The sequence below is a fragment of the Methylobacterium sp. WL7 genome, assembly GCF_008040085.1.
Classification (GTDB): Bacteria; Pseudomonadota; Alphaproteobacteria; order Rhizobiales; family Beijerinckiaceae; genus Methylobacterium; species Methylobacterium mesophilicum.
The window spans coordinates 1-19,142 of the sequence record NZ_VRVG01000061.1; the positions used below are offsets into that span (position 1 = coordinate 1).

General features: G+C 68.8%; 15 protein-coding genes and 2 pseudogenes. 10 read left to right on the forward strand and 7 right to left on the reverse strand.

Going from position 1 to position 19,142, the window contains the following annotated elements; all coding sequences use genetic code 11:
• Window positions 1-33: 33 nt before the first annotated feature.
• The 4 genes and pseudogenes from gltX to FV233_RS16360 all read left to right on the forward strand — a co-directional run bounded on the left by gltX (window position 34) and on the right by FV233_RS16360 (window position 4,389).
• Window positions 34-1,461, forward strand: coding sequence for a glutamate--tRNA ligase (gltX, locus tag FV233_RS16345; protein ID WP_147898065.1), 1,428 nt, complete (start codon window positions 34-36; stop codon window positions 1,459-1,461).
• Window positions 1,462-1,689: 228 nt separating this feature from the next.
• Window positions 1,690-2,979 (forward strand): citrate synthase, encoded by a 1,290-nt coding sequence (gltA, locus tag FV233_RS16350; protein ID WP_147856624.1) that lies wholly within the window; start codon window positions 1,690-1,692, stop codon window positions 2,977-2,979.
• A 134-nt stretch (window positions 2,980-3,113) separates the two neighbouring features.
• A pseudogene (locus FV233_RS16355) lies at window positions 3,114-3,939 on the forward strand (AlkA N-terminal domain-containing protein).
• A gap of 72 nt (window positions 3,940-4,011) precedes the next feature.
• Window positions 4,012-4,389, forward strand: a complete 378-nt coding sequence (locus FV233_RS16360) for a hypothetical protein (RefSeq protein WP_238262470.1) — start codon at window positions 4,012-4,014, stop codon at window positions 4,387-4,389.
• Window positions 4,390-4,525: 136 nt separating this feature from the next.
• Here FV233_RS16360 and parC read toward each other — a convergent pair whose 3' ends face one another.
• Together parC and recO are read right to left on the reverse strand one after the other, a co-directional pair.
• A complete protein-coding gene (parC, locus tag FV233_RS16370) occupies window positions 4,526-6,772 on the reverse strand; it encodes a DNA topoisomerase IV subunit A (RefSeq protein WP_147898067.1) in 2,247 nt (748 codons plus the stop codon).
• Between the two features lie 209 nt (window positions 6,773-6,981).
• On the reverse strand, window positions 6,982-7,701 hold the full coding sequence (recO, locus tag FV233_RS16375) for a DNA repair protein RecO (RefSeq protein WP_147898068.1): 720 nt from the start codon (window positions 7,699-7,701) through the stop codon (window positions 6,982-6,984).
• Between the two features lie 145 nt (window positions 7,702-7,846).
• Between recO and FV233_RS16380 the strand changes: the two genes are divergently transcribed.
• Complete coding sequence (locus FV233_RS16380) at window positions 7,847-8,248, forward strand: hypothetical protein (RefSeq protein ID WP_147898069.1); 402 nt, start codon at window positions 7,847-7,849, stop codon at window positions 8,246-8,248.
• A gap of 19 nt (window positions 8,249-8,267) precedes the next feature.
• Window positions 8,268-8,963: a gamma-glutamylcyclotransferase gene (locus FV233_RS16385; protein WP_147898070.1), complete on the forward strand. Its 696-nt coding sequence runs from the start codon at window positions 8,268-8,270 to the stop codon at window positions 8,961-8,963.
• Between the two features lie 3 nt (window positions 8,964-8,966).
• Here the strand turns inward: FV233_RS16385 and FV233_RS30380 are convergent, their stop codons facing one another.
• Window positions 8,967-9,110 carry a hypothetical protein gene (locus tag FV233_RS30380; RefSeq protein WP_162886512.1) on the reverse strand — a complete coding sequence of 48 codons (144 nt, stop codon included), beginning with the start codon at window positions 9,108-9,110 and terminating at the stop codon, window positions 8,967-8,969.
• Between the two features lie 275 nt (window positions 9,111-9,385).
• Here FV233_RS30380 and FV233_RS16390 point away from each other — a divergent pair, with 275 nt between their 5' ends.
• A complete protein-coding gene (locus tag FV233_RS16390; RefSeq protein WP_147898071.1) occupies window positions 9,386-10,003 on the forward strand; it encodes a hypothetical protein in 618 nt (205 codons plus the stop codon).
• A gap of 347 nt (window positions 10,004-10,350) precedes the next feature.
• On the opposite strand, the gene FV233_RS16395 is transcribed toward FV233_RS16390, so the two are convergent.
• Window positions 10,351-11,265, reverse strand: a complete 915-nt coding sequence (locus tag FV233_RS16395) for a manganese catalase family protein (RefSeq protein WP_147853587.1) — start codon at window positions 11,263-11,265, stop codon at window positions 10,351-10,353.
• A 289-nt stretch (window positions 11,266-11,554) separates the two neighbouring features.
• On the opposite strand from FV233_RS16395, the pseudogene FV233_RS16400 reads away from it, so the two are divergent.
• Window positions 11,555-11,680, forward strand: a pseudogene (locus FV233_RS16400) (L,D-transpeptidase family protein); the annotation flags it as partial.
• On the opposite strand, the gene dnaE reads toward FV233_RS16400, so the two are convergent.
• Entirely contained in the window at window positions 11,677-15,195 is a 3,519-nt protein-coding gene (dnaE, locus tag FV233_RS16405; protein ID WP_147898072.1) for a DNA polymerase III subunit alpha, read from the reverse strand. The pseudogene FV233_RS16400 and the gene dnaE sit on opposite strands and share 4 nt — an antisense overlap.
• A 528-nt stretch (window positions 15,196-15,723) precedes the next feature.
• Between dnaE and FV233_RS16410 the strand changes: the two genes are divergently transcribed.
• Complete coding sequence (locus FV233_RS16410; protein ID WP_147898073.1) at window positions 15,724-17,025, forward strand: nucleotide disphospho-sugar-binding domain-containing protein; 1,302 nt, start codon at window positions 15,724-15,726, stop codon at window positions 17,023-17,025.
• A gap of 55 nt (window positions 17,026-17,080) precedes the next feature.
• Here FV233_RS16410 and FV233_RS16415 read toward each other — a convergent pair whose 3' ends face one another.
• Window positions 17,081-17,653 (reverse strand): hypothetical protein, encoded by a 573-nt coding sequence (locus tag FV233_RS16415; RefSeq protein ID WP_246690003.1) that lies wholly within the window; start codon window positions 17,651-17,653, stop codon window positions 17,081-17,083.
• Window positions 17,654-17,715: 62 nt separating this feature from the next.
• Between FV233_RS16415 and FV233_RS16420 the strand changes: the two genes are divergently transcribed.
• The gene (locus FV233_RS16420; protein ID WP_147898074.1) at window positions 17,716-18,372 is read left to right on the forward strand and encodes a hypothetical protein; all 657 of its coding nucleotides are present in this window, start codon (window positions 17,716-17,718) and stop codon (window positions 18,370-18,372) included.
• A gap of 54 nt (window positions 18,373-18,426) precedes the next feature.
• Here FV233_RS16420 and FV233_RS16425 read toward each other — a convergent pair whose 3' ends face one another.
• On the reverse strand, window positions 18,427-19,140 hold the full coding sequence (locus tag FV233_RS16425; protein WP_147898075.1) for an ABC transporter ATP-binding protein: 714 nt from the start codon (window positions 19,138-19,140) through the stop codon (window positions 18,427-18,429).
• Window positions 19,141-19,142 lie beyond the last annotated feature (2 nt).

The following is a 19,142-nucleotide window of genomic DNA, read 5'->3' on the forward strand; positions in this document are numbered from 1 at the left end:
CCGTTGCCCTCCGCCCCCGAACATATCGGCCCGATGTCCTCAGCCGTCGTCACGCGCTTCGCCCCCTCGCCCACCGGATACCTCCATATCGGCGGTGCCCGCACGGCGCTGTTCAATTGGCTGTACGCCCGCCACACCGGCGGCAAGATGCTGCTGCGCATCGAGGATACCGATCGGGAACGCTCGACCAAGGGTGCGATCGACGCGATCCTCGACGGCCTGTCCTGGCTCGGCCTCGACTGGGACGGGGACGTGGTCTTCCAGTTCGCCCGCGCCGAGCGCCATCGCGCGGTCGCCCAGGAGCTGCTGGCTGCCGGCCGCGCCTACCATTGCTACGCCTCCGCCGAGGAACTGACGCAGATGCGGGAGACCGCCCGGGCCGAGGGCCGGGCCCCGCGCTACGACGGGCGCTGGCGCGACCGCGATCCGTCCGAGGCTCCTGCCGGAGTCAGGCCGGTGATCCGGCTGCGCGCGCCCCTCGAGGGCGAGACGGTGGTCGAGGATGCCGTTCAGGGGCGGGTGACCTGGGCCAACCGCGATCTCGACGACCTCGTGCTGCTGCGCTCGGACGGGACGCCGACCTACATGCTCGCCGTCGTGGTCGACGATCACGACATGGGCGTCACCCAGATCATCCGCGGCGACGACCACCTCACCAACGCGGCCCGCCAGAGCCAGATTTTTTCGGCCTTGGGTTGGGACATCCCGCGGATGGCTCATATCCCGCTGATTCATGGGGCCGACGGGGCGAAGCTGTCCAAGCGCCACGGCGCGCTGGGCGTCGAGGCCTACCGCGACCTCGGCTACCTGCCGGAGGCGCTGCGCAACTACCTCGTGCGCCTGGGCTGGAGCCACGGCGACCAGGAGGTGTTCTCCACCGACGAGATGATCGCGGCCTTCGATCTAGGCGCGGTGGGGCGCTCGGCGGCGCGATTCGACTTCGCCAAGCTCGCCAACCTCAACGGGCTCTACATCCGCGGCAGCGCCGATGCGGACCTGGTCGCCGCGATCGAGACGATCCTGCCGAACGTCGGCCCGGAGCGCGGCCTACCGGCGACGCTCCAGCCCGATCTCAAGGATACGCTGACCCAGGCCATGCCGGGCCTGAAGGAGCGGGCCAAGACGCTGATCGAACTGCTCGACAGCGCCTATTACCTCACCGCCCAGCGTCCCCTGGTACTCGACGACAAGGCCCGGGCGCTCCTGTCCGACGAGGGCCGGGCGCGTCTGGCCGGGGTGCTGCCGGATCTCCAGTCGCTGCCCGAGTGGAGCGCGGCGGCGACCGAGGGTGCGGTGCGTCAGTATGCGGAGACCGCCGGGTGCAAGCTCGGGCAGGTGGCCCAGCCCCTGCGGGCCGCGCTCACCGGGCGCACCACCTCCCCGCCCCTGTTCGACGTGATGGCGGTACTCGGTCGGGCCGAGACCCTGGCGCGACTCGCCGATCAAGTGCCGCAGGGCTGAGCGGGCGGGACGGAACTGCGGGCCCCGGCCCGGATTTCGCTTGGGACCGGATTTCGCTTGGCGATGGCGGTCGGTTGTCACCGACCCCGTTGCTGCTGCACTGCCGTTTGGGTAACCCAGGGCCTGTGAGCACCCGCAACATAACGCGCGGCGTGCTCCGGCTCCGGGGTCGCCTCGGGCAGCCCGAGGCCGGCATCCGCCACGTCGCCAGAGAAGGGTCCACGTTCCATGAGCGCATCCAGCACCATCACCGTGGACGGCAAGGAGATCGAACTGCCGGTCAAGTCCGGCACGATCGGCCCGGACGTCATCGACATCGGCAAGCTCTACGCCAAGACCGGCGCCTTCACCTTCGATCCGGGCTTCACCTCGACGGCGAGTTGCGAATCGAAGATCACCTACATCGACGGCGATGAGGGCGTGCTGCTCTATCGCGGCTACCCGATCGAGCAACTCGCCGAGAAGGGCGACTTCCTCGAGACCTGCTACCTGATGCTGTTCGGTACCCTGCCGACCGCCGCCCAGAAGGCCGATTTCGACTATCGGGTCACGCGCCACACCATGGTGCACGACCAGATGAACCGGTTCTTCACTGGCTTCCGGCGTGACGCCCACCCGATGGCCGTGATGGTCGCCTCGGTCGGCGCGCTCTCGGCCTTCTACCACGATTCGACCGATATCACCGACGAGAGCCAGCGGCTGATCGCGTCGATCCGCATGATCGCCAAGATGCCGACCCTGGCCGCGATGGCCTACAAGTACTCCATCGGCCAGCCCTTCGTGTATCCGAAGAACGACCTCGACTACACCTCGAACTTCCTGCGGATGTGTTACGCGGTCCCGTGCGAGGAGTACGAGGTCAATCCGGTCTTCGCCAAGGCCCTCGACAAGATCTTCATCCTGCACGCCGACCACGAGCAGAACGCCTCGACCTCGACCGTGCGGCTCGCCGGCTCGTCCGGCGCCAACCCGTTCGCCTGCATCGCGGCCGGCATCGCGTGCCTGTGGGGGCCGGCCCATGGCGGCGCCAACGAGGCGGCGCTGAAGATGCTGATGGAGATCGGCACGCCCGAGAACGTCGGCAAGTACGTCGCCAAGGCCAAGGACAAGAACGACCCGTTCCGCCTGATGGGCTTCGGCCACCGGGTCTACAAGAACTACGATCCGCGCGCCCGGATCATGCAGAGCACCACGCACCAGGTCCTCAAGGAACTCGGCAAGACCGAGGATCCGCTGCTGCACGTCGCCATGGAGCTGGAGCAGATCGCCCTCAAGGACGAGTACTTCATCGAGAAGAAGCTCTACCCGAACATCGATTTCTATTCGGGCATCACGCTCAAGGCGATGGGCTTCCCGACCGACATGTTCACCGTGCTGTTCGCGGTGGCGCGCACGGTCGGCTGGATCGCGCAATGGGCCGAGATGATCGAGGACCCGATGCAGAAGATCGGCCGTCCGCGCCAGCTCTATGTCGGTCCGGCGCAGCGCGACTACGTGCCAGTCGACGAGCGCGGCTGAGCCGCGTCATCGAACCCGAGGCGACACCGGGGGCGGCCCAAGGGCCGCCCCACTTCTTTTCGCCGCCTGGGTCGGCCGTCACGCTCCGTCTCCCCTGCCCGCCGCCCTACGATTGGGCGTCGATCCGCGCCTTCCTGGCGAAACGGGCGATCCTCGGCGTCGAATCGGCGGAGGCCGACGCGCAATCCTACGCACGAACGGTCTGCGTCGGCGGCCGGCCCGGCATCGTCGCGGTCGCGTTCGGCGATGACGCACTGCACGCGACGCTCCGTGGCCTCGACGTAAGTTCCGGGCCGGAGATTGCCGCGCGCCTGCGCCGCCTGTTCGATTGCGATGCCGACCCGGTCGCGATCGCGGCCTGCCTGTCCCGGGACCCTGCCCTGGCCGGGCTCGTGGCGGCCCGGCCCGGATTGCGGCTGCCCGGCGCCTGGGACCCGTTCGAGACCGGCTGCCGGGCGATTTTGGGCCAGCAGGTCTCGGTCCAGGCCGCGATCCGACTCGCCGGAAAGCTCGTCGCGGCTTTTGGGACGCCGCTGGCGGAGCCGGCGGGCAGCCTGACCCATGTCTTCCCGACGCCGCCTCAGCTGGCCGAAGCCGACGTGGCGCTGGCTCTGAACATGCCCCGCGCCCGCGGCGCGGCGATCCGGGCGCTGGCCGCCGCCGCGCTGGCGGACTCGGACCTGTTCGATCCGGCCGGGACCCTGGAGGAAGCGGTGCTGCGCTTCACGGCGATCCGCGGGATCGGACCCTGGACCGCGCAGTACATCGCCATGCGGGCCCTCAAGCTGCCGGACGCCCTGCCGGTGGGGGATGTCGGCCTGTTGCGCGCCCTCGAGACCGCCACCGGCCGCCCCAGCGCGGCCGCACTCCTCGCCCGGGCCGAGGCCTGGCGGCCGTTCAAGGGCCTACGCGGCCCAGCACCTATGGGCCGCCGATGAAGCGGCCGTGAAGGGGCGGTGAGGCGAGCGGTGGGCTTCCTTTTCCCCATGGTCAGGCCGGGCTAACGTTAGGGCCGGCCGGGGGGCCTGGTTGATGTCGGAACTGGACGAGGAAGCGCGCGACAAGCTTGTCGAGAACGAACGCATCAAATTCTCTGCCAGCTATGCCAACGGCCTGGCTGTCGCGATCTTCGGCGTGGGCGGTTTCGCACCGTTCATATCGACCGCCCTGTCGGATCGCCCGCATTTCGCGCCCGTACTCATCGCGATGGCGGTTTGCTGGATCAGGAGTGGCGCGCCATACATTGGAGCGTGCGGCACGCGCTTCGGGATCATCGCCCATGACGACATCCCAGTTCCTTCTCCTGCTCGCGGTGCCATTTGGCGGCGGCGTGCTGGCCTTCGGCGCGCTCTGGCTCGGCCAGCGTTCGCACAGAGACGGGGTCTGTCCCACCCGCGCCCTCATCGCTGAGGCGCCCGAGCGTAGCAGAAGCCTCGAAGGAGGCCTCCAGCCAGCCGCGCGATCCCGAGAGTTCTCCTTCGAGACTGCTGTGCAGCACCTCAGCGATGAGGAGGCGGGTTGGAAGCCCGTCACAATCTCGCTTCGCTCACCGCCCGAACCGCTCGAATTTCGGAAAGCTGCGCGCCATCATCAGGCCGACCTCGCCGCGGTGACCCAGCCATTTCTCGAGAACCGACGCGTTGGCGAGCCGCCCCTCCGGTGAGCCGTCCTGCCAGGGGAGACCATCGGCCAGGCGGAAGACGTGCGCGTCGGTGAGCCCGCCGCTGCGGCAGCGCTGGAGCCGGACGCCCTTGCCGCGGGCGAGTTCGGCCACCTCCGAGATCGGGAAGACCAGCAGCAGTTTTTCCGTGTTCACCACCGCCACGTGGTCGCCGTCGGCGGGGACGAGCACCACGGCCGTCGCGTCGCCGTCCAGGCCGAGCACGCCCTTGCCCTTGCGGGTGTTGGCCACCAGCGCGTCGGAGGGCGCCACGAAGCCGCGCCCGTCCGAGCCCACGATCAGCAGCTTGGTCTCCGGCTTGTAGGGCAGCGCGGCCACCACTTCGGTGCCGTCGTCGAGATCGACCATCAGCCGCACCGGATCGCCGAATCCGCGCCCACCGGGCAGCTTCGACGCCTCGATGGTGAACACCTTGCCGTTCGAGGCGAGCAGCAGGATCTTTTGGGTGGTCTCGCTCGGGAAGGCGATCTTCAGCCCGTCGTCACCCTTGAACGCCACCCCCGACAGGTCGGCGACGTGGCCCTTGAGCGCCCGGATCCAGCCCTTGGTCGAGACGATCACGGTGATCGGCTCGCGCTCGACCAGGGCGGCGGTGAAGTCGATGCCGCCGACATCCGGCGGGCTCGCGAGCGTCGTGCGGCGCTTGCCCAGCTTGGTCTCCGGTCCGAAGGTCTTCTTCACGGCGCGGATCTGGGCCTGGATCGCCTTCCACTGTGCCGGCTCGGAGGCGAGCAGCGCGTCAATCTCGGCCTTCTCGGCGGTGAGCGCGTCCAGCTCGCGCTTCAACTCCATCTCTTCCAGCTTGCGCAAGGAGCGCAGGCGCGTGTCGAGGATCGCGTTGGCTTGGATCTCGGTCAGCTCGAACCGCGCCATCAGGGCCGGCTTCGGCTCGTCCTCCTCGCGGATGATGCGGATCACCTCGTCGAGGTCGAGATAGACGATCAGCAGGCCGCCCAAGATCTCCAGGCGTCTATCGATCTGCCCGAGGCGGTGGCGCGAACGGCGCTGCAGCACCACGCGGCGATGGTCGACCCATTCCCGCAGGCACTCGGTGAGCCCGATCACCTTCGGCACGAGGCCGCCGACCAGGACGTTGAGGTTGAGCGGGATGCGCGCTTCCAGCTCGGTAAGCCGGAAGAGTGATTCCATCAGGATCACGGGATCGACTGTGCGCGAGCGCGGCTCCAGCACAACGCGGACGTCCTCGGCCGATTCGTCGCGCACGTCGGCGAGCAGCGGCAGCTTCTTCTCTTGGAGAAGCTCGGCCATCTTCTCGATCAGCCGGCCCTTCGGGATGCCGTACGGGATCTCGGTGACGATGATGTTCCAGGTGCCGCGGCCGAGATCCTCCTTGTGCCAGCGGGCCCGCACCCGGAAGGCGCCGCGGCCGGTCCGGTAGGCTTCCGTGATGGACTCGGCCGAATCGACCAGGATGCCGCCGGTCGGGAAATCCGGCCCCTGGACGAAGCTGTTGAGCTGCGCAGAGGTCGCCCCGGGATGGCTGATCAGGTAGAGCGCCGCGTCGCACAACTCGGCGGCGTTGTGGGGCGGGATCGAGGTCGCCATGCCGACCGCGATGCCCTGGCTGCCGTTGGCCAGCAGGTTCGGGAAGGCGGCCGGCAGAACCACCGGCTCGTCCTTCTCACCGTTGTAGGACGGGCGAAAATCGACCGTGTCCTCGTCGATCCCGTCGAGCAGCAGCCGGGCGACCTCGGTGAGCCGGGCCTCGGTGTAGCGGTAGGCGGCCGGGCCGTCGCCGTCGATATTGCCGAAATTGCCCTGCCCGTCGACCAGCGGATAGCGCTGCGCGAAGTCCTGGGAGAGCCGCACCAGGGCGTCGTAGATCGCCTGGTCGCCGTGCGGGTGGAAGTCACCCATCACGTCGCCGACGATCTTGGCGCATTTCTTGTGCGCGGTGTTCGGGTCGAGGCGCAGCAGCCGCATGCCGTACAGGATGCGCCGGTGCACGGGCTTCAGCCCATCGCGGGCATCCGGTAGCGCCCGGTGCATGATCGTGGAGAGCGCATAGGCGAGGTAGCGCTCTTCCAGCGCGGATTTCAGCTCGACGCTCTCGATCCCGTCGCCGGACGGCGGCTCGAAGGGCTGGCCCATGACGGCTCCTTAACGTTTCGACTTCGGTGCCGATTCACGATCCGTCATTCCGGGGCCGCGAAGCGGAGCCCGGAATCCAGACGCGCCGCCGGTGCCGGACCTAGCGGACAGCGCCGCGTTCCTCCGGTTTGGCATGGCGGCTCTGGATTCCGGGCTCGCCTGCGGCGCCCCGAAATGACAGTCCGTGAGGCAAGAACGGAACGCGAACATTACTCGGCCTCGCGACCGAGCGCAACGAATCGCGCGCGCTCCTCCGGCACGGCGAGGCCGCGCGGACCCCAGACGTGCCGGTCGAGGAAGTATCCCGTCAAGGTAAACCCTTGGGCAACGCCGTCGGGCCCCGGGGATCCGCCCGCGTGTAGGAAGGTCGGCAGCGCCAGCAGCCGATCGCGAAACGGCTCCCCCGCCGAGGCGCTGACCGCCCGGCCGCTCTTCGGCGACACGTAGGCCAGGGCGTCGTTGCCGCCGGTCGCCGCGCAGGCGGTCAGGTCGAGGCCGAAGCCGAGTTCAGACAGGATCTCCAACTCGAACCGTACCATCAGGGGCGGCGCGACGGCCGGGTCGTCGAGGTGTTCGACCAGCACGCCGGCCGCCTCGTAGAGTGCCGGATGCGGATCCCGCTCTGGCAGGAGCCGCAGCAGGGCCGCCATGTGGCAGAGACCGTAGAGCGCGATGCCCGACCCGATCATCCGCGAGACCTGGGATTCCAGCGGCTCCACGGTGTAGGCGCCGAGCCCCTCGTCGAGCCGCGCCCGCCAGCTCAGCCGGACCCGGTTGCCGGGCTGGAGCACCGGCTGCATCCGGCGCGAGCGTCCGCCGTGCACGAGGCCGAGATGGCGCCCGTGGGATTCGGTCATCGCTTCCAGGATGACGCCGGTCTCTCCGTGCCGGCGCAAGCCGAGCACCAGGGCGTCGTCGGTCCACTGCATCGGGTTCCCATGACCGGTGGGCGTGGCGCGGATCGGCAAGCACCGGCGATCCGCAAGAGACCACCATATAAGCGCTCCTCGGCTGCCACGCCGCCCTTGCGCGCCGGCGGCGCGGCTTTAGCGTGGCCGTGAAGGAATCACGCCCATGCGCCGCGCCGCAGTTCCGGCTCTTGTCCTGGCCCTGACGCTTACCGGGGCCCTGGCCGCCCCCAAGGCGGCGAAGCCCACCGCCGAGGATGCGACCTCCCCAGCCTTGAAGCAGCGGATTGCCGCGCTCGCCCTGAAACAGGTCGATTTCGGTTCGGTCTCGCTCCTGCCGGTGCGGTTCGCGGGCAGCCGGCTCGCAGGGCCGATCGAGGATGGCGGCCGGACGATCTACTGCGTGTCGAGCCGGATGAGTGGCCGGACCTTCGGCAAGCCCGAGCGGCCCAAGGCGGTGATGCGCTACGCCGCCGACCGGCTGGACGTGATCGACGACGACGAGGTCTGCACCGGCCATCGCAGCCAGCCGTTCCCGGAACTCGACGCCCTGGGCAACGCGCGGTGAGCCGGCCGCGTTGACCGCCATGCCCTCGACACGCGCGCGCACCCTCGACCTCAGCCTCGACCTGATCGCGCGTGCCCACGCTACGCCGGTCCCGGACGATCCGAGCGCGCTCGACCTGCTCAGCGACGCGGAACTGCGTCCCGGTCTCGAAGAGATCACGGCCGGGCGGGAGGGGCATGACCTCTGGGTGTTCGCCTACGGGTCCCTGATGTGGCGGCCGGAATTTCCGGTGGCCGAGAGTCGGATCGGGACCGTGCGGGGCTTTCACCGCCGGTTCTGCCTGCTCCAGCGCCGGTTCCGCGGCACGCCGGAGCGGCCGGGTTTCGTCCTGGCGCTGGATCGCGGCGGCCTGTGCAAGGGCGTCGCGTTCCGTCTGCCGGGGACGGAAATCCGCGAGGCGCTGATGCCGGTCTGGCGGCGGGAGATGCGCGGCCGCGGCTACGTCGCCCGCTGGCTGCCGGTGGCGACCGAGGCCGGGACCGTCTCGGCGCTGACCTTCCTGGCCAACCGTGCCAACGAGCGCTACGCGGGCCGTCTCTCGGACCCGGACATCGCTGACAAGATCGCGGCCGCCCGCGGGCATGCGGGGCCGAGCGCCGAGTACCTGTTCCGGACCGTCGAGGCTTGCGAACGGCTCGGGATCCGCGACCGCCACCTCTGGAGCCTGCAGGCCCTCGTGGCCGCGCGGCTCAAGGCCAATGCAGCGCGGCAGTGAGCTTCACGACCAGGCGCGCTTCATCGCGATCACCACCCGGCCGCCGGCATGCTCGGTATCCGGGTTGCGCGGCTCGCGGATACCCGGCGCCCGCCCGGTGGTGAGATAGACGACGAGGGTGAGGGCGAGGAGGATCTTGGTGCGCATCGCAACGCTCAGGGTTGAGCGAGCGTGCATAGGATCGATCGGTTTTTACGAAGTTGCTGCCAGGCTCACAGGCTGTGGTTGTGGGCAGTTCCATGGATCGTGGTGAACGAAGCCTTGCTGGTCGGCCGCGTTCGCCTTGGGTACGCTACCTTCTCGCGTCCCTGGCAGCACGTCTTAGTTCCTTGAAATCGCATGGCGATTCCGAAAGACGGGATTCGACTTTCACGCCTCATGCTTTATGCCGCCGGCCCAGGATCTCCCGGGGCGAGGACAGGATGCGGCTGCGGATCGGTGTGGCTCTGGCGATTCTGGTGGTTGCGGTCGCGGTACTGGCCGCGGGCCCCTGGCCCCGCGGCTTCCGGCTGTTCGACGTCCTGACCGGGGGGACGCCTCTCCTGCCGGACGGGTCGCGGCCGGTGGCCGGCGCCACGGAACTCGCCGGCAACGCCACGCTGGGCGCCGGACAGCGTCCGGCGACCCTGCGGCTCGCCTGCGACCCGGCTGGGGTCGGCCTGTCGGCTGTCCTGACTGTCCAGCGGTTCACGGATTTGGCGGACGGGTTCGATGTGTCCGGCCTCGACGGAAGAGGGCCGCCGCTCACCAGCATCCTGGTATCGAGCGCCGGGAGCGTCCGCTCCGTGCGGATGGCGGCGCAAGGGGCTGTCTCGACCGATCCCGACAAGCAGGCCAGCCTGACGGTCACCGGCGCCCACCGGGGCGAGGATCCATTGCGTGGCATCGCCCTGGCGCTTGCCCAGCCTGGTACCCGGATCACCTGGACGCAGGCCAGCCCGCGCGCCGGGGACCAATCCCTCGTGGCGAGCTTCTCGGTGGCGGAGGGTGATGCGGCAGCATTGAAGGCCGCGCTGAACAGCTGCCTCGCGGTGCCGTAACGGCGCTTGGCACCGACCGCGACATGCGAACCAGGCGTCGGGCCCAGAAAGGCGCCGGGCGTTTGGATCTGGAGCCAAGCTGACACCGGATGTCTGCGAGAAGCCGCGTGCGCTGACAGTGTACTCCGCCGTCGAACTCGCAATGTCCGTCGGGCGCTCTGGCGGCAAGACGCAAGTGTGCAGTCTGGGATCGAACGATCGTTCCCAGACCGCAATGCCGAACGAACTGTCCAGCGGGTGGAAGCAGGACGGCTCGACGTCCTGCTCCAAGAAGAAGACGCCTCACCCTGTTCGGTGTGGCGTCCAGAACGGCTTTGCGTCGCAAAACGGCCCCAAGCGGAGGGAAATCAGCGCCCTTTCTTGTAGAGCTTGCTGGCGATCTCGAAGATTTCTTCCGGCGCGTAATCCGGCGCGAAGGCGCCGTAATTGCCGTCGAGTTCCGGGATCTTGCCGCCCTCGGGATAGCCATCGACCACTTCGAGGTTGCCCGGCGGATCCCCCGGCAGCGCCACCTCGTCGTTCGACCAGACGCCGGCAGCTTCCTGATAATCCGCTTCGCTGAACGTGTAGAGGCGCCGGTGCTTGCCCTCGTCGAGGTATTTCTGACACTCAGGGACCCGCGACAGGTCGATGTTCGGGGTCGGCAGCATCTTCTCGATCTCGACGCCGGTGAGCTTCTTCAGGGCCAGCGCGTAGGCATGAGCGTGCAGCGAGCCGCGGACCAGAAGATAGGCACAGACTTCCCGGCCGGTCGGCTCGGACATGGTCTCGTAGACCCGCAGCTTGTGGATGCGGGCGCCGCATTCCAAATGGAAGTTGTGCAGCAGGTCGATGATCAGGTTACCGGTCGTCGTGACCATGTCCATGTTCCAGGACGCGGCGTTTGAATTCATCGGCATGGCGCCACCGCCATTCGCCAGGAAGCTGCCGGCGAGGCGGACATCCTGCATCTCGGCAAACGGTGCCTTGGAGATGTCGACGTCCTTCTTCGGGTTGCCGGGACCATTGTTCAGCATGGCGATGCCGGTCGAGACGAGTTCGACGTGCCCGATCTCTTCGGCGAAGATGCTCGACACGAGGCTATAGAACGGCCGGAGTTTGGTCTTATTGCGGAAATTGAAGCTCTGGAACATGTAGTTCCCGAGGGTCGACATCTCGCCGTACTTGCCACCGAGCAGTTCCTGCAGGGCGGCGGCTGCGTTGGGCTCGGGCTTTTTCGGCTCCGGCAGCTCCGTCAGCAGACGGTCGATCTTCATGAACATGCGGGCGGCTCCGTTTGCGCGAGGTGCGCATGGAACCTACCGGCGAGGGACATACATGTTCCTGCCGGCGACCGAGCTTCTTTTGCCGCCCACGCGGGAACGTTTCGGCTCCGGGAGCTCGATAGCCGGGGAAGAAAATTCTAAGGGTGGCGTCGCTGTACCGTCGGATCGTTGACAACCGCAACAGGTAAATTCGGCCGGATCAACCGCGTTCCTTGAGCATGCCGCCGACGTCTGGCGCTGCCCTGAGGTCGCGGCGTCACGCTGCTTCGCCGGTCCCTTTTGCAGCACGACGGAACCCCAGACCTCGGGCTGCGTGCGGTTCCTGAACCAAGATATCATCGATCTGTACGCCCGCGTGCCGGTCGGCACGCGGGCGGTGGTGCTGGCGGCAAGCGGTTCGGCGGCGAGCTAGCTCACCTCCACCTGCACCACCCCCGGCACGGTCCGGAGCAGGCCGGCGAGCTGGGGGGAGGCCTGGAATTTGCCCGGCAGCCGGATCTCGACCTCGCGGCCGCCGCCGTCGAGCTTGAGGATCAGCGAGACCTCGCTCTCCCCGCGCATCGACAGCCGCTGCTGCACCGGCGCGACCCCGCGCGGGTCGCTCAGATGGATGCGGATGCCCTTCTGGTGGCGGGCGACCGCGTGGTCGAGGGGTTCCGCGGTCAGGATCCGGGCGCGCACGTCCTCGCCCTCCAGGTTCGCCTGAAGCTGGAGCACCAGGGGCCGGCCCGGTTCGAGGATGTCGCGGTACTGGCCGAGCCCTTCGGAGAAGATGATCGCCTCGAAATGGGCGGTCCGGTCCGACAGGGTGACGATGCCCATCTTGTTGCCGGTCTTGGTCCGCCGCTCCGCCCGGTCGAGCACCGAGGCGGCGACCCGGCCGACGCTGCTGGTCCCGGCCCGCACCGAGCGGCAGAAATCGGTCCAGCTCTGCACCCGCAGCTTGTCCAGCAGGTCGCCGTACTCGTCGAGCGGGTGGCCCGAGACGAAGAAGCCGATCGCCGTGTATTCGCGCTTGAGGGTGTCGGCCATCGGCCAGACCTCGTGCGGCGGGATCCGCAGGGACACGTCGTCCGCGACCACGCCGCCGAACATGTCGGTGACGCCGGTGGAGGCGGCCTCTGCGGCGCTGGCAGCCAGCTTCATCATCGGCTCGACCGCAGCGAAAGCCCGGGCCCGATCGGGCTCGATGCAGTCGAGGGCGCCAGCCTGGACCAGGCTCTCCAGGGTGCGTTTGTTGATCATCCGCGGGTTGAGCCGGCGGGCCAGGCAGGCGAGATCCTTGAACGGGCGGTCGCCCCGCGCCTCGACCAGCGCCCGCACCGCCTCCCGGCCGACGCCCTTGATGGCGGCGAGCGCGTAGAAGATCTTGCCGTCGCGCACCTCGAACACCTCGCCGGAGGTGTTGATCGAGGGCGGCTCGACCGTGATCTTGAGGCGCTGCGCGTCCTGGCGGAATTCGGCGAGCTTGTCGGTGTTGTCGATATCGAGCGTCATGGCCGCTGCCAGGAACTCGACCGGGTGGTTCGCCTTCAGGTAGCCGGTCTGGTAGGTCAGCAGGGCGTAGGCGGCCGCGTGACTCTTGTTGAAGCCGTAATCGGCGAACTTGGCCAAGAGGTCGAAGATCTCGTTGGCCTTAGCCTTGGCCAGCCCGCGCTCGACGCAGCCCTTGAGGAACCGGTCGCGCTGCGCGTCCATCTCGGCGCGGATCTTCTTGCCCATGGCGCGGCGGAGCATGTCGGCCTCGCCGAGCGAGTAGCCGGCCAGGACCTTGGCGATCTCCATCACCTGTTCCTGGTAGACGATGATGCCGAAGGTCTCCTTCAGCATCGGCTCCAGCTTCGGATCCGGGTACCAGGACGCCTCGTTGCCGGCGTCGCGGCCGAGCTTACGCTCGCAATAGACCGGGATGTTGGCCATCGGGCCCGGCCGGTAGAGGGCGACGAGGGCGATGATGTCCTCGAACCGGTCGGCCTGCATCTCGCAGAGCGCCTTGCGCATGCCGGCGGATTCCACTTGGAACACCCCGACCGTCTCGCCCCGGCCCATCGGCGTGTAGGTGTTCTTGTCGTCGAGTGGCAGTGAGGCAAGGTCGATCTCGATGCCGCGCTGCTTCAGCAGGTCGGTGCAGCACCGCAGCATCGTCAGGGTTTTCAGTCCCAAGAAATCGAACTTCACGAGGCCGGCCTGCTCAACCCACTTCATGTTGAACTGGGTGACCCGCATCCCGGTCTTCGGGTCTCGGTAGAGCGGCACCAGCTCTTCGAGGGGCCGGTCGCCGATCACCACGCCGGCCGCGTGGGTCGAGGCGTGGCGGTGCAGGCCCTCGAGCTTCTTGGAAATGTCGATGAGCCGGGCAACGATCGGCTCCTCCTCCATGGCCTGCTGGAGCTTGGGCTCGCCCTCGATCGCCTGGGCGAGCGTCACCGGGTTGGCCGGGTTCTGCGGCACGAGCTTGGTCAGCTTGTCGACCTGCCCGTAGGGCATCTCCAGCACGCGGCCGACGTCGCGCAGCACGCCGCGGGCGAGCAGCGTACCGAAGGTGATGATCTGCCCGACCTGCCGCTCGCCATAGCGCTGCTGCACGTAGCGGATCACGCGCTCGCGGCCCTCGACGCAGAAGTCGATGTCGAAATCCGGCATCGAGACGCGCTCGGGGTTGAGGAAGCGCTCGAACAGAAGGCCGAAGCGCAGCGGATCGAGGTCGGTGATGAGCAGCGACCACGCCACCAGCGAGCCGGCGCCGGAGCCGCGGCCGGGGCCCACCGGGATGTCGTGGTCCTTGGCCCACTTGATGAAGTCCGACACGATCAGGAAGTAGCCCGGGAACTTCATCGAGACGATCACGTCGAGCTCGAAGGCGAGGCGCTTGCGGTAATCGTCCTCCGAGAAACCCGGCGCGGTGCCGTGCTGCTTCAGCCGCAGCTCCAGCCCGGCTTCGGCCTGCCGGCGCAGCTCGGTCGGCTCGTCGGCCACCACCGCCTGCACGGGGGCGTCGGCCGCCTCCGCCAGGGCCTCGGCCATAGGCGGTGTCTCACCCGCCGCCACCGAGCCGAAATTCGGCAGGATCGGCTTGCGGGTCCGGGCCCGCACGGCGCAGCGCATGGCGATCTCGACCGTGGCCTGGAGCGCGTCCGGCAGGTCGCTGAACAGTTCGCCCATCTCGGCGCGGGTCTTGAAGGCGTGGCGCGGGGTCACCCGGCGCCGACGCTCGTCGGACACGAGCCGCCCGTCCGCGATGGCGAGCAGCGCGTCATGGGCGTCGTAATCGTCGGGCTTGGCGAAGAACGGCTCGTTGGTCGCTACGATCCCGAGACCCTGCCGGCCGGCGAGGTCGAGCAGCGCCGTCTCGATCCGCCCCTCCTCGGGCGAGCCGTGGCGCTGGATCTCGATGTAGAGCCGGTCCTCGCCGAAGGCCGCTTTCAGCTGCTTGAGGCGGCTCAGCGCCAGCTCCGGCCGCCCGGCCCGGAACGCCGCGTCGAGGGGGCCCGACAGGCCACCGGTGAGCGCGATCAGGCCCGCCCCGGCCTCGGCGAGCGCCGCGGCCTCGACCCGGGGCGCCTCGCCGAGCGCAGTGTCGAAATAGGCGCGGCTCGCCAGCCGCAGCAGGTTGGCGTAGCCGGTCTCGTCCTGCGCGAGCAGCACGACGCCGTGGCTCGTCGGAGCAGTGCGCTGGTGCGGGTCGGCCGCCTCGAACGCCACCGACAGCTGCACGCCGGCGATCGGCTGGACACCCTCCCCGGCCGCCTTCTCGGAGAATTCCAGAGTCCCGAACAGGTTGTTGGTGTCGGTGAGCGCCAGCGCCGGCTGCCGGTCCGCGACCGCGGCCTTCACCAGGGAGCCGACCTTCAGCGCGCCTTCGAGAAGGGAATAGGACGAATGGACGTGGAGGTGGACGAATCCGACCTCCTTGAGCTGGCGTGGCATGGCCGACCTTGATCCGGGGTCGTCCAACATCCCCGCTCTGCCTTGCCAAGTCGATGTACGGTGGAGCCGAACGGGACGATATCCACCGGTCGTGCTTCCGGCGCACCAGGTCGGGCGCGCTGTGTGGATAATCGGCTCGGACGGATCGAATGCCTGTGTATAAGCCGCTCCGGGGCCGGAACTCGGCCCGGATGTGAAGAGCCCGGCTAACGAACCGGTGCCAACGCTATCGCCCAGGCAGCGACCGCCGCGAACAGCATCCCGAAGGCCATGAACTCGACCACCCCGGTCAGGACCAACCGCTTCAGCATCGTCGCGCCTCCCGTGTTCCAGCTCCATTATGTTCATGTTTTGTTCTGAAGATAGAGGCGGGGCCGATGCGGCGCCTGCGGCTTTACATCATAGTAAACAAATAGTGGCTTGATGGAGATCGGGCGGGCTGCCATGTCCTCGCCTATCGGGACGTTCGTTATTTGACCGGGGGGGTCGAGGGAGCAGGCTATTCCCGCGCAACACATTGGGGATCGGATCCAGGTCGCGCTGGTGGCCGTCGGGACGCACGGCGACGTGCTGCCGTTCATCGCGCTGGGCCACATGCTCCTGGCCCGCGGGCACGGCGTCACCTTGGCCGCTCCGGCACCGTTCGAGGCGATGGCGCGGCGCGCGGGCCTGTACTTCCAGCCCCTCGGCACGGCCGCCGACTACGAGGCCGTGATCGGCCAGCCCGAACTCTGGCATCCGCGCTGGGGCTTCCGTCCGATGTTCGATTTCGCCCTGGGTGTGGCGGAGACGACGTGCCTCTGGCTCGGGGCCACCCGGGCGCGCGGGGTCGATCAGATCGTGGTCGCCTCGCCTCTGGCCTGGGGCGCGCGGCTCGCCCAGGAACTCTACGACATCCCGGCCGCGACGCTGCACGTGATGCCGTTCCTGATCGAGAGCCGGTCCGATCCGCCCCGGCTGCCGGGACTGCCGCTGCCGCGGATCCTCCCGGCGGCGTTGCGGGCCTGGCTCAACCAGGGCGCCGACACGGTGGCGGTCGGCCCGTTCACGCTGCCGCCCCTCAACGCGTTGCGTCAACGCCTCGGCCTCGATCCGGTGACCCGGCTGCGGCATTGGTGGAACAGTCCGACCCGCATGCTTCTGATGTTCCCGGATTGGTACGCCGCGCCCCAGGCGGACTGGCCGTCCCAGGCGGTGCAGCTTGGCTTCCCGCTGGTCGACCGGTTCGGCGACGTGCCGGCGATGCCGGCGGAACTCGAGACCTTCCTGGCCGAAGGCGACGCGCCGATCGTGTTCACCTACGGCTCGGCGATGCGCCAGGGCGCCGCGTTCTTCGAGACCGCTCTGGAGGTCTGCCGGCGGATGGGTCGACGTGGGGTGCTGCTCGCTCCCCAGGACGGCCAGATCCCGATGCCACTACCGCCCGGGATCATCCACCTGGCCTACGCGCCGTTGAGCGCGTTGCTGCCGCGCAGCGCCGCACTGGTCCACCACGGCGGCGTCGGGACGGTGGCGCAGGCCCTGGCTGCGGGCATCCCGCAACTCGTCGTCCCGGTGGCGTTCGATCATTTCGACGAGGGGCGGCGCCTGAAGGACCGGACGCTGGGCACCACCTTGAGCCGCCACGCCTTCCGTCCGGCCCGGGCCGCCCGGGTCCTGGAACGGCTGCTGGCCGACCCGGCGGTGACGCGCGCTTGCGCCCAGGCCAAGGCGCACTTGGCCGAGAGCCCCGACGCGATCATCGCCGCTTGCGACCGCGTCGAAGAGCTGGCGTTTCTTACGGTCGAGCGCGGACCCGGCCTGAAGGTCGCAGAGGCCGGCCGCCGATGAGGGCTCGGGGCGACTGGAAGGCATAGCTCCGCTGAGTCGATGGCTTTGCCGGCCTTCAGGGGCTTCGCGACATCCGGAAATCACGGATCCGCGGTGCTTGGCCCGACGGTGCGGCGAGCCACGCGCGCCGCTGCTTGATCAGCGCCTTGAGCCGTGCGCGTCGCGGGTTCGACCGAACGCAGTCGCAGCCGTCGAGGTCCGTCGGCTCGCAGCTGAGGATCGATGCCACCATCACCGCGATCGCGAGGATCGCCAGCGCCGCGAGGGGCCAGGCGAGGCCGAGCCCGACCAGCGCAGCGATCGCAAGTTTACCGGCCAGTGAGCCGACGATCTTGGCTTTAATCAGGACGAGCAGGGTGCAGCCTCCGCCGCCTCCGCCGCGCAGGGCCCGGACGATCCGCTTGCGGAACCGATGCTGCGCGGCGAGGGCTTCCAGGCGTCGCAGCTGCCGGCGAACCCGCGCGATCCCCGAAGAGACCGGGTCCGAACGGAGGTTGGTACGCGATTGATCCATCACCGGCCCTCCCGGTTCTCGTTCGATCTGCCTCTCCTCGATGTCTAGCGCGACCGTACGAACCGGTCGACAAGACCGATCCGGGCAAGGCTTGCTCCGGCGGCTCAAGGCCATGATTTGGACGACGGACCGGAGCAACACGGCGTTGATCCGACGATCCTGATCCGGAGGTTGCGGTGATCCGCCTGCTGTCGAGTGTCATGCTGCTGGGATTGATTCAGAGCGCCCAGGCCGCGGATTACATCGTGGATTACCGGGACCGCGGCTTCCGGGATGCCGAACCCTCGGTGGCGCCGGACGAGCGGGCCCGTCTCGCGCAGGTCATGGCCGAAGAGGCTCCGCAAGCCCTGCGCACGGAACTGGGGCCCAACTTCGTGGTGCTGGGGGCTGCCGCCGGTGCGTTCACGCGGCCCGGCAGCCGCGAGCGCACCTATCTCGTTCAGCGGACGGCGCCGGTGGCGAGCGAGCCGTTTCCGAATGCGGTGGCACCCGTCCTCGTCGTTCTCGGCGACGGCGCGAAGGCGCACTTCTTCCGCCTGCCCAAGGACGTCCAGTATCAGCGCCTCGCCGCCGCGGTCGATGCCGATCGCGACGGACGCAGTGACGTGCTGCTCGAATCCGGCTTCTACAACATGGGTGAGAGCGTCACGGCGCTCACCGCGGTCAAGCTCGATCCGGGCAGCGGGCTGGCGACGCCGGGCCAGGTCATCCGGGATGTCTTCACCGACAGCTGCGACGGCGGCACGGCCCGCAAGAGCCGGACGGCGTCGACCCTGTCCCTCGACGCGGCGGGACAACTCGTCACCCGGCGCTACCAGCTCCCCTGTCGATGAAGGATCCCGAGCGTCTCGGGATGCCGAACGGCCGAGATTCCGCGAGCCGCGCCCTCAATCGAGCGGCGTGATCAGCCCATCGCGGATCGTCACCCGGCGGTCCATGCGGGCGGCGAGCTCCAGGTTGTGGGTCGCGACCAGGGCCGCGAGGCCCGAGGCCCGCACGAGCGACATCAGCACCGAGAACACGTGGCCGGCGGTACCGGGGTCGAGATTCCCCGTGGGCTCGTCCGCCAGGAGCAGCCGGGGGCCGTTGGCCACCGCGCGAGCGATGGCGACGCGCTGCTGCTCGCCCCCCGACAGCTCGGCCGGGCGGTGCGGCAGGCGGTCCTTGAGGCCGAGGAAGCTCAGCAGCTCGGTGGCGCGGGTCTTCGCCTCGCCACGGCCGAGGCCGCGGATGAGCTGCGGCATCACCACGTTCTCCAAGGCGGAGAACTCCGGCAGCAGATGGTGGAACTGGTAGACGAAGCCCATCTCCTCCCGGCGCAGGCGTGTGCGCTCGTTATCCGGCATCGCGGCTGTGGGCCGGCCGCCGATATAGACCTCGCCGCCGTCCGGCCGCTCCAACAGGCCGGCAAGGTGCAGGAGCGTCGACTTCCCGGCGCCGGAGGGCGCCACGAGGGCAACCAGCTCCCCGGGCCAGATCGCGAGATCGGCCCCGCGCAGGATATCCAGGGCTCCCTCGGCCTGCCGGTAGCGCCGCTCGACGCGGGCGAAGAATAGGGCCGGCACCGGCGGGCTGCCGGCGGGCTCGCTTGCGTCACTCATGG

Coding starts and splice junctions, on each gene's coding strand:
- FV233_RS16415 (WP_246690003.1), bottom strand. CDS start 17,653: ATGGCCTTGAGCCGCCGGAGCAAGCCTTGCCCGGATCGGTCTTGTCGA.
- parC (WP_147898067.1), bottom strand. CDS start 6,772: ATGGGCCAGCCCTTCGAGCCGCCGTCCGGCGACGGGATCGAGAGCGTC.
- FV233_RS16380 (WP_147898069.1), top strand. CDS start 7,847: ATGCGCCGCGCCGCAGTTCCGGCTCTTGTCCTGGCCCTGACGCTTACC.
- FV233_RS30380 (WP_162886512.1), bottom strand. CDS start 9,110: ATGCGCACCAAGATCCTCCTCGCCCTCACCCTCGTCGTCTATCTCACC.
- FV233_RS16360 (WP_238262470.1), top strand. CDS start 4,012: ATGTCGGAACTGGACGAGGAAGCGCGCGACAAGCTTGTCGAGAACGAA.
- FV233_RS16395 (WP_147853587.1), bottom strand. CDS start 11,265: ATGTTCATGAAGATCGACCGTCTGCTGACGGAGCTGCCGGAGCCGAAA.
- recO (WP_147898068.1), bottom strand. CDS start 7,701: ATGCAGTGGACCGACGACGCCCTGGTGCTCGGCTTGCGCCGGCACGGA.
- FV233_RS16425 (WP_147898075.1), bottom strand. CDS start 19,140: ATGAGTGACGCAAGCGAGCCCGCCGGCAGCCCGCCGGTGCCGGCCCTA.
- gltA (WP_147856624.1), top strand. CDS start 1,690: ATGAGCGCATCCAGCACCATCACCGTGGACGGCAAGGAGATCGAACTG.
- FV233_RS16385 (WP_147898070.1), top strand. CDS start 8,268: ATGCCCTCGACACGCGCGCGCACCCTCGACCTCAGCCTCGACCTGATC.
- gltX (WP_147898065.1), top strand. CDS start 34: ATGTCCTCAGCCGTCGTCACGCGCTTCGCCCCCTCGCCCACCGGATAC.
- FV233_RS16390 (WP_147898071.1), top strand. CDS start 9,386: ATGCGGCTGCGGATCGGTGTGGCTCTGGCGATTCTGGTGGTTGCGGTC.
- dnaE (WP_147898072.1), bottom strand. CDS start 15,195: ATGCCACGCCAGCTCAAGGAGGTCGGATTCGTCCACCTCCACGTCCAT.